We start from the raw sequence: 12,749 nt of genomic DNA, 5'->3' as shown, positions 1-12,749 counted from the left end.
GGTACGCCGGCCCGCCGGAATCGGGCCGGCGGACCACACATAACGGCGCACCGGTGTGTGGTGCTGCTGCGGGGCACCGCCGTGCGCTGAGAACAGCTGCACCCATGCATCAGTTGGACCTTCGGAGGTTCGCGAAGGCAAGGCGTCTCCACTTTCCCGACGCTCGGGAACGACAGACGACCACGGTCGCGCTCGTCAGCACCGGCCCGGATGTGGTCCCGACAGCTACCCGAGGTGGAGGACGACGGCCAAGGACAACCTGCGGCCACCGCAGTACTCCGCTGAGATTCACGCCCTTGTCCTCGCGGTTCTGCGCACCGTCGGCACCGGATAGCGCAGGACAGGCAGCCCTCCTTGTGTTTTTCGCGATCCACCGGGGGCACCGTGACGATCACGGCCTTGGGGGAACTTCCTTGCGGGCCTCCACCGCCAGGCGCGTCGCGCGCTCACGCAGTTCGTTGGAATACTTCCGGGGAGCAGCCATGATCGGGATCCTTCCGGGTCTTCGATGTCTCCATCAAACCCGGGCGATTCACCACGCTGAGACGGGCGATGTTGTGCGGGGTTGGTCGTTCGCGCGAAGGGGCGCGGCGATCCCAGACTGTAGCGGGCTCGGTATGGCCGGGACGACAAGCGCAGCATCGCCAACCTCGCCCGCGCACCATCGACCAACTCGCCGACCTGATCCGATCCCGAATCCGCTGTCGATCCACCGCTTATGCCAACAACATTGACCTTAATGGTGTCCAGCCGGTTGGATCATGACGACTGCGGAGAATCCGCTGCACACCCCGTCGATACCATGGAGAACAGCGAAGATGATGGACACGATCGTCGTCGGTGCGGGAATCGCCGGCCTCACGGCGGCACGTCTGCTTCGCGCTGCAGGGCAGCGTGTCGTCGTGCTCGAGGCGCGAGACCGCGTTGGTGGGCGGATGTGGACGGACCGGACGGCGGGGTTCTGCGTTGATCGTGGCGCCTCGTGGATTCACGGTGTCACCGACAACCCGCTCGCCGAACTCGTTTCCGCGCTCGGGATCGACACCTACGAGTTCACGGTGGGGAGTTTTCAGGCCGGTGGTCGGCCGATCGCCAACTATGACGAGTCTTCGTGCCTGCTGGGCGATGACGCGGCACGAGAGTGGACCGTCGACGTCGACGCGGCGGACGGCCTTTTGCAGCTGGCTGCCGCGTCGATGGGCCACGATGAGAGTTACGCCGCCGCGGCCGAGCGGGCCCTTGCCGCGACCGGCTGGGAACCCGGGCGAGTCGAGCGGGTCCGCGCGTTCTATCGCCATCGCACCGAGGAGCAGTGCGGTGCGGAGGTCGAGCAGGTCGCCGCTCACGGACTCGACGAGGACACCATCGACGGTGACGAAGTGGTCTTCCCTGGTGGCTACGACGAGATCCCCCGGAGGCTGGCCGAAGGGCTCGACGTGCGCTTTGGAACCGCCGTGACCGCCATCACCAGGTCGGCTGCGGGAGTGCGGGTCGACACGCGCGAGGAGTCCTTCCAGGCCGCCCAGGTGATCGTCACGGTGCCGTTGGGCGTACTCAAAGCCGGGGCGATCCGGTTCACGCCCGCCCTGCCCGAGGCCGTCGCGGGACCGATCGAGCGGCTGGGAATGGGCGTGTTCAACAAGGTCTTCCTGCAGTTCCCGGACCGGTTCTGGCAAGACGGCGTCTCCGTGATCCGGCAGCACGGCCAGGCCGGCGTCCCCTGGCACTCCTGGTACGACATCTCCGCGGTGAGCGGCAAGCCGATGCTGCTGACCTTCGCCGGCGGTGCTTGGGGCCGGGAAATCGAGCAGATGACCGACGAAGAGGTGGTCGCGTCGGTGCTCAGGCCCCTGCGCAACATCTACGGCGACCGCGTTCCCGAACCCGCCGCCCACTGGATCACGCGCTGGGGCATGGACCCGCTCGCCCTCGGCTCGTACTCCTACATCGCCGTCGGCTCCTCCCACGAGGATCACGAAGCGCTGGCGGGCCCGGTTGACGGCGTTGTCCACTTCGCGGGAGAGGCAACCTGGGGAGCCGCGCCGGCCTGCGTCGACGGGGCGCTGCAGTCAGGGCACCGCGCGGCCGAACGGATCCTCGGGTCACCGGTCTCCATAGCTGTACTGACTCGTGAGGTCGGAGACGCGGCCGGCGGGTGGTGAGCCTGTCGGTACGGTGTGCCCGCGGTGGCGATTGCAGGTCGAGTGAGCTGCGAAGTTGAACGCCAAGCTGAGAGCACGGCAGGAATGCGAACAGAGAATCTGGGGAGTTTTGACCGGCGGCCCGCTCCCCGAACAAGCCGTCGATGCCGCCGCGTTCGAAACACCTGCAGATCTTGCCGTAGCCGTTCATCCACGACTGCGAAGCCCTCAGCCGAGGCAGGTCGCGCATCCCTCGTCGTCGAACTCGAAAGCGCCCTCAGGGATGATGCGGAACTCATTGCCCTCAGGGTCCACCATCACCAAGAACCCCCCGTCGCCGTAGTGCCCCAGTCTGCGCCCGCCGAGCGACTCCACCCGTGTGAGCGAAGCTCCAGTTGGTCAGCTGCGGCTGGAGGCGGGAGGCATGGGCTCGGTGGTGAGGGCCTTGATTCGTCTACCGCGTCGGCCAGTCGCAGGCACGCCGCGGGCCCTCGCCCGGGCGGCGAGTGCACTCCCCTGCGAAACGGAACTGATGCCGAGGCGGATAGCATGGCCGCATCCCGCCTCGTTGTTGTTGTTGAGGAGCGGGTGGTGTGCCGGGAAGCCTGGTCGGCGACGTAACAGTCGTGCGCCCGGAAAGGCTTGCCGTGCCTCTTGCTCTTCGTGTCCGCCCCCCGTGCCCGTGAACTCGTCCGGCTGCGCGGTGAGCTGACCAGTGGCAAAGCACCATGCCCGCAGGAAGGCTTCCCGAGCCGTCGCATCCGTCCCTGACGTTGCCGGGACGGATCTCGGCGGGGTCGCCTTCCTCGCTCCGGAGGCCGGTGCCCCGCTTCCGGCTGCCGCGGCCGCTGCCCGCCGAACCGGCGGGCGTCCTGTCATCGACCGAGCCACGCCCCGCGTGGTGCGCGAGCCGGGGTCCTCAGCACCTCATGGACGCCGCGCTCCGGTCTGACCAGTAGCTTCCGACTGGATGAGAGTTCAGAGATGTCCCTGCAGCGCCCTTCCTCGCCGCCTCCTTCCGCGCCTCAGGAGCCAGTGATCCAGCAGGTGCTCGCCTGCTTCGATGCCTATGCCCGGGTCCGCGGGACGCGCGACAGCATCCTGCCGGCCTCCCGGGTCACTCCCCGGGAGGAACAGCGGGCCTTCGACGAACTCCGTCAGGCCGTCGGATGGCTCCGCGATGCCACCTGCGAGGACTCCCCCTCCGACCAGGAGGACGGGAGCGCAGACAGCAGGCCGTGACGGGTACCTCGGGCGCGGGCCCGGCCCGCGCCCGGCCCGACCGCAGGAGACGCGGGGCACGGAGTGGTGGGCGCAGGGCCGACCCCGGGAGCGCCCGCTCCGGGGCTCAGCCGGGCTCCCCACCCGCCGGCGGCAGCCTGGCCTCGACGGCGTCGAGCAGCAGTTCCAGCGCGAACGGATAGCCGCTGAACTTCATCTCGTGAGCCAGCAGGCGCACGGTGGCCACGATGTGCGGGTAGGCGCTCGCATCCAGTCGGCCGTAGCGGTCCTGCCACACCTGGAGATCGGCCGCCTGCGCGGGAGCCGGCAGCGCGAGCGCGGCCGCGTCCAGGGCCGCGAAGGCGAGCGCCTGGTCCACGAAGGCGTGGTAGATCCGGACCGCTTCCCGGTCGCCGAAGCCTGCCGACCGCAGCACGCCGAGGATCATCTCGACGGCCCGCAGCTCATTGTCCCGCCCGGTCGTCCGGTGCGCGGCCAGCAACGCGGCCTGCGGATGCGCCTGGTACGAGGCGTGGACGCGCAAACCCAGCTCGCACAGGTCGAAACGCCACTCGCCGGTGGGCCTCCAGCCGAGCTGCGCACGGCCGATGAGCTCGTCGGCGACAGCCAGCAACAGGTCGTCGGTGTTGCGGAAGTACCGGTAGAGCGCACTGGGGTCGGCGCCCAGTGCCCCGCCCAGCCGCCGGACCGTCAAGGCGTCCGCACCGTGCTGGCCGACCAGGCGCAGGGCCGTCTCCACGATGACCTGTTCGGACAGCACGGTGCCCTGCTTCGTCGGCCGTCTGCGCCGCCGCTGCGGCTCCGGAACCACACGTTCACCCATGTCCGGAGCTTACGACAACACCATTGACCTGTGAAGGAGATGGAGGGTTTCATGACCTGCCATCCAGACTCTCCAGCTCTCTTCCCAAGCAAGGCGACGATCCGTTGGCAGTACCAGTGAAAAATGTGAACACCGGGCCGAGCAGTGGCGCCGAGGCGCCCCGGACCGCGATGCGGAAGTCCATAGGTGTCGTCGACGGCATCGTTCTCGCCGCTTCGAGCACAGCCGCCACGAGCAGTATCGGCATCGGACTCGGTCTGATGGCCGGCATCGTCGGCCTGCACCTGCCGGCGATCATGCTGCTGGCCTTCCTGCCCGTGCTCGGCATAGCCGGCGGATACGGGCGGCTCAACCGCATCGATCCCAACGCCGGCAGCAGCTACAAGTGGGTCGGCGGGATCTTCAGCCCCTGGCTGGGCTTCCTGACCGGGTGGGTCAACGTCGTCGGCACCGTCGTGTTCATGGCCTACACCACCACGGTGACCGGCTCGGCGATCATCCAGCTCCTGGGGCAGGCCACCGTCCACAGCGTCGCGGGCCTCTCCCTCGACCCGGACTCGACCCTGCAGTCCACGCTCCTCGGCATGGCCGTGCTGGTCGCCGCCTCGCTGGTCGCCGTCCGCGGACTGGACCTCGCCGCGCGTCTGCAGAAATACCTGCTGATCTTCGAGTACGGCGTGCTGATCGCGTTCTGCACCTACGGCCTGTTCGCCGGGGACCAGCCGTTCTCGCTCACGTGGTACAACCCCTTCGACATCCCCTCGGCCGAAGCACTCGCCCAGGGCATGATGCTCGCGGTCTTCTGCTACTGGGGCTTCGAGTCCGTCTTCAGCGTCGGTGAAGAGGTCAGCGACCCGCGCGACGCCTCCCGCGGCGGGTTCATCGCCCTGGCCGTCATGCTCCTCCTCTTCCTGCTGGCCGGCACCGCTTTCCAGCGGGTCCTGCCGCTGGACGAACTGGCCGACAACGGCGCGCAGGGGCTCTCCTACTTCGGCATGAAACTCGCCGAGCAGCCGCTGGCCGCGCTGCCGCTCATCGCTCTCATGTTCTCCGCGGTGGCCTCGCTCCAGGCCTCGGTCATCCCCACCGCCCGCGGGATGTACGCGATGGGCCGCGACGGTGTCCTCGGCTCCGTCTGGACGCGCCTGCACCCCAAGCACGGGACCCCCGCCGTCGGCACCCTGCTGATCACCGCGATCGCCCTGGTTCTCGCCGCGATGGCGCTGGTCATCCCCACCGTCAACGACTTGATCTTCGCCGCCGTCAACGCGATCGGCATCGTCGTCGCCCTCTACTACGCGCTCACCGCCCTGGCCGCCGCGGTGCGGTTCCGCCAACTGCTGCGCACGTCGCCGCTGGAGGCACTGCGCGCTGTCGTCGGACCGTCGCTGGGCGCGCTGGTGCTGCTCGCCACCGGCGGCTACCTCGCCTGGACCTTCTACACCTCCGCCGATCATTTCGAAGTCTCCGCGGACAACGGCTGGTTCGCGCTGCTCGTCCCGGTCCTGATGATCGGTTCCGGCCTGGTGGCGGCCGCGTGGGCCCGCTGGCACCGCCGGTCGCCCTATTTCACCGGCACCCGCACTCCCGGCGCCGTAGATGCCGGCGAACCGACCGGCACCGGCTGACCGGCACACCGCTGCTGACGCGCGCCACGGACCGCATCACAGACCGCCGCTCGGACCGAATCACAGACCGCCGCACAGCGTCCCCTCCGGCAGCCCGCGCACGGCTACCGGAGGGGAGGGTTCCGCAGACCGGGGGCCGCTGCACTCCCCGTCGTGATCGGCGCGCCCCCGAAGCAACGCTCCGCCCATGCGCTTCCCCACGCACCCGCCGGCATCCGGCGCGACGAGGGCTTCGCCCTCCTCCGCGCCGGCGACGGGCTCGCGGTACCCGACCCGGTGCCCGCGGCACGGACGCGATCCGACCCGCGCCCCCGAAGGCCGCCGCATACCCGGCCGACTCCTCCGACGCATCGCAAAGGACCATCACATGACCGACCTCACCGACATCGCCTATCTGCCCGCGACCGAGGCCCTGCGCCGTTTCCATGACCGCTCCCTGTCACCGGTCGAGCTGATGACCGCGGTCATCGCCCGCGCCGAAGCCGTCGAGCCGAAGGTCAACGCCCTTGCCGAGCGGACCTTCGACGAGGCGCTCGCCACCGCCCGCGAGGCCGAGGCGCGGTACGCGGGCAAGGGCGAGGCGCCGCGCGCGCTGGAGGGCCTCGCCGTCGCGACGAAGGAGGAACAGCCCATCGCGGGCCGCCGCATCACGGACGGCTCCCTGGCCTTCCGCGACGAGATCTCCGACCAGACGCACCCGGTGATCGAGCGGGTCCAGGAGGCCGGCGGCATCGTGCACGCCCGGACCACGACCCCGGAGTTCAGCTGCGCGGGCTACACGCAGTCACGGCTGTGGGGCATCACCCGCAACCCGTGGAACCAGGAGTTCACCCCGGGCGGCTCCTCGGGCGGCGCGGGCGCCGCGCTCGCGGCGGGTGAGACGACGCTCGCGACCGGCTCGGACATCGGCGGATCGATCCGCATCCCCGCTTCGTACACGGGCACGGTCGGCTACAAGCCGCCGTACGGGCGCGTGCCGGCGATGGCACCGTTCAACCTCGACACGTACTGCCACGACGGTCCGATGGCGCGCACCGTCGGGGACTGCGCCCTGCTGCAGAACGTCATTGCCGGGCCCCACCCCTCGGACGCGGTCTCGCTGCGCCCCAAGTTCGTGCTGCCCGAGCGGTTCGAGGGCGTCAAGGGCCTGCGGGTGGCGCTCTCGGTCACCCTCGGGGACTGGCCCGTCGATCCCGAGGTCGAGGCCAACACCCGCGCGGTCGCGGAGGCCCTGCGCGCGGCCGGAGCCGTCGTCGAGGAGGTGGAGGTCCCCATCATGCGGGCGGACGTGATGCGGGCATCGATGATCCACTTCGGCTCCATCTTCGGCCCCTACATCGCGTCGGTCGCCGCCGAGCACGGCGACCTGCTCACCCCTTACGCGCTCGACTTCGCCCGGCGGGGCACCGAGGCCGTGCGTGAGCCCGGCAGCCTCCTGCAGGGCCTTGAGATCGAGGCCGCGATACAGGCGACGCTCGGCGCACTGTTGGACCGCTACGACGTCCTGCTGTGCCCGACGACCGCCATTCCGGCGCTCAAGGCGGACGACGACTACCTCTCGACCAAGGTAGTGGTCAACGGCGTCGAGCTGGACTTCTATCTGGAGTCCGCGATGACCACGGTGTTCAACATCGCCAGCCGCTGCCCGGTGCTGAGTGTGCCGTCCGGTTTCGCCTCGACCGGAGTGCCCACGGGAGTGCAGGTCGTCGGCCGCACCTACGACGACGCCACGGTGTTCCGCGCCGCGGCGGCGATCGAGGCCGTCCGCCCCTGGAACAGTGTTCCGGCTCTCTGAACCGGCCTGCGCCCCGCGGTGCGGGACGCGGGCGCGCCGAGACCGTGCCGCCGTCCCGCACCAAGGGCGCCGTGCGACCGGAACCGGGGCAGCGGCCGAGGCAACAGTCCGGCGCGGGACCGGAAAGGGCCTCCGACCCGGGTCGGAGGCCCTTTCCGGCGACAGGACCCCTCCTACGGGCAGTGCCACCGGCTTTCGCGCCGGGCGGGTGTCGTGTCACCCACGTGTTCTCGTCACCCGGCCACCCGTCGTCAGGTGTCGTCAGGTGTCGTCAGCTGTCGAAGCCCAGGCCGAAGCGGTCGAGCGTCCTGAGCCAGAGGTTGCGCCGTCCCTCGTTCCGGTCGGCGCGCCTCATCGACCACTTGGTGATGCCGATGCCGGCCGAACGGATCGGGTCGGGCGGGAACGGGAGCGGTTTGCGGCGGACGAGCTCCAGCCGGGTCCGCTCGGTGCGTTCGCCCGCCAGGAGGTCGAGCATGACCTCGGCACCGAAGCGCGTGGCGCCGACGCCGAGGCCGGTGAACCCGGCCGCGTAGGCGACCTTCCCGTGATGACTCGTGTCGAAGAACACGCAGAAACGGGTGGAGGTGTCGATGGCACCGCCCCAGGCGTGGGTGAACCGGATACCTTCCAGCTGCGGGAACGACGTGAAGAAGTGCCGGGCGAGCGTGGCGAAGGTCTCGGGCCGCTGGTCGTGTTCGGCGCTGACCTCGCCGTCGCGGTGGTAGACGGCGTCGTAACCGCCCCACAGAATGCGGTTGTCCGCGGAGAGCCTGACGTAGTGGAACTCGTTGGAGCAGTCCGCGAAGCCCTGCCGGTTCCGCCAGCCGACCGCGGCGAGCTGCTGCTCGGTCAGCGGCTCCGTCATGAGCGCGTAGTCGTACACGGGGACGGTGTACGGGCGGTGGCGGCGCAGCAGGGAGGGATAGGCGTTGGTGGCGAGGGCGGTGCGCCGGGCGGTGATCCGCCCGTAGGCGGTGCGGACCACGATCACGTCGCCCTGCTCGCGGAGCGAGGTGGCGGGTGTGCGCTCGTGGACGCGGACGCCGAGGTCGAGGCAGGCGCGCTTGAGCCCCCAGGCGAGCCGGGCCGGGTTGACCATGGCCACGTCGTCCTTGTTCCACACGCCGCCGAGGAACGTCGGGGAGTCGATCTCGGCACGGACCGCCTCGGCGTCGAGCAGAACCGGGTTGGCACCGAACCTGGCCAGAGTCTCGGCCTCCTCCTTCAGTCCCTCGACCTGGTACGGCTCGGTGGCCACCACCAGGGAGCCGGTGCGCTCCCAGGAGCAGTCGATGCCGTGCCGTTCGATCGTGTCCTCGATGGCCTGGAGGTTCTCGCGGCCGAGGCGTTCCAGGAGGCCGATCTCCTCGGGCCAGCGCTGGAGTCCGTTGGCCAGGCCGTGGGTGAGGCTGGACTCGCAGAATCCGCCGTTGCGGCCGGAGGCGGCGCCGCCGGCCTCGTCCGCCTCGATGAGCACCACATCCATGGACGGATCGCGCTCCTTGGCGACGAGGGCGGTCCACAGACCGGTGTATCCGCCGCCGACCACGAGGAGGTCGCAGGCGGTGTCGCCGACGAGCGCGGGAGTGGCCTGCGGCCGGTCGGGGTCGTCGAGCCAGAACGGGACCGGCGAGACGTCCCGGAGCGAGTCGAGGTGGTTCATGGGGTGGGGCTCCTTCGGATCTCGGAGGTACGGGCCTCCGAAGTGCCGCCATGAGACCGCCCCGGGGGCCACAAGGTCAATGGGGTTGACATAAGGACGCCGCCATCCGGTTGCCGAATCCACGCGGCCGACCGCGCCGAACTTTATGACAACGGCATTGACGCATGGATGTCCGAGCCGCTTGCATGACACCCCGCCACGTTCTCTCACGTTCTGGAGCACCGTATGACCACGGCCGATCTGGTCTTCACACGCGGCCCCGTCTTCACCGCCGATCCGGCCCGCACCCGGGCCACCTCGCTCGCCGTCGTCGGCGACCGCATCACCGCGGTCGGGCACGACGAGGTCCGTGAGCTCATCGGCCCAGGCACCGAAGTCGTCGACCTCACGGGGAAGTTGCTGCTCCCCGGCTTCCAGGACGCCCACATCCACCCGGTGTCCGCCGGGGTGGAGCTGGCCGAGTGCGACCTGAGCGGCACCGTCGGCGCCGAGGAGTACCTGACCCTGATCCGGGCCTACGCGGATGCTCATCCCGACCGTGCGTGGATCACCGGCGGCGGGTGGTCGCTGGAGAGCTTCGACGGCGGACTGCCCACCCGGCAGTTGCTCGACTCCGTGGTCCCCGACCGCCCGGTCCTGCTGGCCAACCGTGACCACCACGGCGCCTGGGCCAACACCCGGGCCCTCGAACTGGCCGGGATCACCGCCGCCACCCCCGATCCCGCCGACGGCCGCATCGAGCGCGAGCCGGGCGGCTCGCCCAGCGGAATGCTCCAGGAAGGCGCCCAGGCGCTGGTCTCCCGGCTGGTGCCGGCGACCACCCCGGCGGACCGACTCGCGGGTCTGCTGCGTGCGCAGGAACTGCTGCACTCCCTCGGCATCACCGGCTGGCAGGACGCCCTGCTCGGCGGGTTCAACGGCGTTACCGATCCATCGGTTGCCTATCTGACCGCGGCCCGCGACGGCTCACTCACCGCCCGGGTCACCGGCGCGATGTGGTGGGACCGCGAGCGTGGGGCCGAGCAGATCGACGAACTGGTCGCGAACCGCGAGAAGCTGAGCCACGGACGGTTCCGGGCCGGCTCGGTGAAGATCATGCAGGACGGCATCGCCGAGAACTTCACCGCCGCGATGACCTCCCCGTACCTCGACGGCTGCGGCTGCGCCACCACCAACAGCGGTCTGAGCTTCGTCGACCCGGACGCCCTGCGCGGCCATGTCACCCGGCTCGACGCCCTCGACTTCCAGGTCCACTTCCACGCACTCGGCGACCGGGCCGTCCGCGAGGCACTCGACGCGGTAGAGGCCGCCGTCGAGGCCAACGGCCGGCGCGGAAACCGCCACCACCTGGCCCACCTCCAGGTCGTCCACCCCGACGACATCAGGCGCTTCGCCCGCCTCGGCGCCATCGCCAACATCCAGCCGCTGTGGGCGGCCCACGAACCCCAGATGGACGAGCTGACCATCCCGTTCCTCGGGCCCGAACGCGCCGCCTGGCAGTACCCGTTCGGCGACCTGCTGCGCGCGGGCGCCACCCTCGCCGCGGGCAGCGACTGGCCGGTCAGCAGTCCGGACCCGATCCAGGGCATCCACGTCGCGGTCAACCGCAGGGAGCCCGGGGCCGCCGACAGCCCGGTCTTCCTCCCCGAGCAGCGCCTGGACCCGGCGACGGCCGTCGCCGCGTACACCGCCGGCAGCGCCCATGTGAACGGCCTGGACGACGCCGGCAGTCTGCTCGTCGGAAACCTGGCCGACCTGGTGGTCCTGGACCGCGACATCTTCACCGCGCCGCCGGAGGAGATCTCCGAGGCGCGGGTCCTGCGGACCTATGTCGCAGGCTCACTCGTCCACTCCGGCTGAGCGGCCCGGCACCCGTACGTCCTCAGTCCGTGCCCGCGCCCGTGTCCGTGCGCAGCGAGGACGCCCGTACCTCTAGCCGGGTCTGCACCAGCACCCCGGCAGACGGGGCACCTCCCTGCTCCAGTGCCGCGACGAGCAGGTCGATCCCGGCCTCCGCGACCTCCTGGGGCCGCAGGCTCAGGGTCGACAGCGCGGGCCGGGTGTGGGTGGCCGTCGCGTCCTCGCTGACGCACACCACGAGCAGGTCGCCGGGCACGTCGTATCCGTGGCGGCGCGCCGCCTCCAGAACGAGAGGCGGGCTCGCCTCGGGGACGACGCACAGCGCGTCGGGCCGGCAGGTCCCGCTCAGGGCCACCTCGACGGCTTCCACGACGGGGCCGTTGCCCGCCTCGGGGGCGAACACGACATGCTCGGGCCGTCCGTGCTCGGCGCACCAGTCGCCGTAGGCGGCGAGCACTCCCGCGTAGAACCGTGTCGGACTGTCGGGGAGCACGAGCGCGGGCCGCCGGGCACCCTGTGCCTCAAAGGGCAGGCCGCCGCACCCGGCGTGCTGCGCCGCCGCCCCGGTCTGGGCGGCCTCCGGATCCTCGGCCAGGGACCACTGTTCGCGGCGGCCGTCGCGGTCATGTTCGCGCTCGTCCTGATCGCCCTCCTGGCTCCGGTCCTCGCCCCGCACGACCCCGAGTCCCTCGACCTCTCGTCGAGCCTGACCGGGACCACGGGAGACCATCTGCCCGGTACGGACCAGTCCGGGCGCGACATCCTGTCCCGGCTGATCCACGGCGCGCGGACCGGTCTGCTCGGACCGCTGCTCGTCGTCGGCGTCTCCATCCTCCTCGGCATCCTGCTCGGCGTGGTCGCCGCCTGGCGGGGCAGCTGGGCGGACACGATCCTGTCCCGGTCGATGGACATGGCGTTCGCCATCCCCGGGCTGCTCCTGGCGATCCTCCCGGTGTCCGTGGTCGGCCCCGGCATGACCGCTCCGGTGATCGCCATGGCCGTGGCCCGGATGCTGGTGGGCCTGGCGCGGCCGGACGGCGGCACTGTCCGCCTGGACGGCCGGGACCGCTCCGCCCGCGCCCGGAGCCGGGCCGAACGGCTCGCGCGCGCCCGCGAGATGAGGTACTGCGCCTCCACACCCGGCTCGACGCGGCCGCCCGTGGTTCGCGGGTCGCCGCGCTCCTGGACCAGGTGGGCCTCGGCGAACGGGAGGCCGGAGCGCTGCCCCGGCGGCTCTCCGGCGGACAGCGCCAGCGCGTCGCCATCGCCCGGGCCCTGGCGGTCGGACCCCGCGTCCTCATCCTCGACGAGGCGGTCGCGGCGCCGGACGTGTCCATCCAGGCGCAGATCCTCGACCTGCTCGCCACGATCCGGCGCGAGTCGGGCATCGGCTACCTCTTCGTCACCCATGACCTCTCCGTGGTCCGGCACGTCGCCGACGACGTCATGGTGCTCAGGTCGGGCCGAGTCGTCGAGGCGGGCCCGGTGGCACGCGTACTGGACGGCCCGGAGCATCCGTACACCCGGCTGCTCCTCGACTCCGTACCGCGTCGCGGCTGGGACCCGGGCCTGGCGACGGCCGGCCGGCCCGCGC

The 12,749-nt window shown here is 70.8% G+C and carries 8 protein-coding genes and 2 pseudogenes; 6 read left to right on the top strand and 4 right to left on the bottom strand.

Going from position 1 to position 12,749, the window contains the following annotated elements:
• Positions 1 to 818: 818 nt before the first annotated feature.
• On the top strand, positions 819 to 2,162 hold the full coding sequence (locus OG322_RS33310; RefSeq protein WP_207315905.1) for a flavin monoamine oxidase family protein: 1,344 nt from the start codon (positions 819 to 821) through the stop codon (positions 2,160 to 2,162).
• Positions 2,163 to 2,369: 207 nt separating this feature from the next.
• Here OG322_RS33310 and OG322_RS33305 read toward each other — a convergent pair.
• Positions 2,370 to 2,519, bottom strand: a pseudogene (locus OG322_RS33305) (VOC family protein); the annotation flags it as partial.
• Between the two features lie 657 nt (positions 2,520 to 3,176).
• On the opposite strand from OG322_RS33305, the gene OG322_RS33300 reads away from it, so the two are divergent.
• A complete protein-coding gene (locus OG322_RS33300; protein WP_241200601.1) occupies positions 3,177 to 3,383 on the top strand; it encodes a hypothetical protein in 207 nt (68 codons plus the stop codon).
• Positions 3,384 to 3,489: 106 nt separating this feature from the next.
• Here the strand turns inward: OG322_RS33300 and OG322_RS33295 are convergent, their stop codons facing one another.
• Complete coding sequence (locus OG322_RS33295) at positions 3,490 to 4,206, bottom strand: TetR/AcrR family transcriptional regulator (protein WP_329307365.1); 717 nt, start codon at positions 4,204 to 4,206, stop codon at positions 3,490 to 3,492.
• A 170-nt stretch (positions 4,207 to 4,376) separates the two neighbouring features.
• Between OG322_RS33295 and OG322_RS33290 the strand changes: the two genes are divergently transcribed.
• Both OG322_RS33290 and OG322_RS33285 read left to right on the top strand, forming a co-directional pair.
• Positions 4,377 to 5,834, top strand: coding sequence for an APC family permease (locus OG322_RS33290; protein ID WP_123469653.1), 1,458 nt, complete (start codon positions 4,377 to 4,379; stop codon positions 5,832 to 5,834).
• A 367-nt stretch (positions 5,835 to 6,201) separates the two neighbouring features.
• Entirely contained in the window at positions 6,202 to 7,629 is a 1,428-nt protein-coding gene (locus OG322_RS33285) for an amidase (protein ID WP_123468033.1), read from the top strand.
• Positions 7,630 to 7,900: 271 nt separating this feature from the next.
• Here OG322_RS33285 and OG322_RS33280 read toward each other — a convergent pair whose 3' ends face one another.
• Entirely contained in the window at positions 7,901 to 9,295 is a 1,395-nt protein-coding gene (locus OG322_RS33280) for an NAD(P)/FAD-dependent oxidoreductase (RefSeq protein WP_123468035.1), read from the bottom strand.
• 225 nt (positions 9,296 to 9,520) lie between these two features.
• On the opposite strand from OG322_RS33280, the gene OG322_RS33275 reads away from it, so the two are divergent.
• Positions 9,521 to 11,155 (top strand): amidohydrolase, encoded by a 1,635-nt coding sequence (locus OG322_RS33275; RefSeq protein WP_123468037.1) that lies wholly within the window; start codon positions 9,521 to 9,523, stop codon positions 11,153 to 11,155.
• Positions 11,156 to 11,177: 22 nt separating this feature from the next.
• Here the strand turns inward: OG322_RS33275 and OG322_RS33270 are convergent, their stop codons facing one another.
• Positions 11,178 to 11,936, bottom strand: a complete 759-nt coding sequence (locus tag OG322_RS33270; RefSeq protein WP_241200602.1) for a substrate-binding domain-containing protein — start codon at positions 11,934 to 11,936, stop codon at positions 11,178 to 11,180.
• Positions 11,937 to 12,059: 123 nt separating this feature from the next.
• Between OG322_RS33270 and OG322_RS33265 the strand changes: the two are divergent.
• Positions 12,060 to 12,748: pseudogene (locus tag OG322_RS33265) on the top strand (ATP-binding cassette domain-containing protein); the annotation flags it as partial.
• Between the last annotated feature and the right edge of the window lies 1 nt (position 12,749).

Source organism: Streptomyces sp. NBC_01260 (assembly GCF_036226405.1).
Lineage (GTDB): Bacteria > Actinomycetota > Actinomycetes > Streptomycetales > Streptomycetaceae > Streptomyces > Streptomyces laculatispora.
The sequence above is the reverse complement of the archived record's forward strand: the minus strand, read 5'-3'. Positions and strand labels throughout refer to the sequence as shown.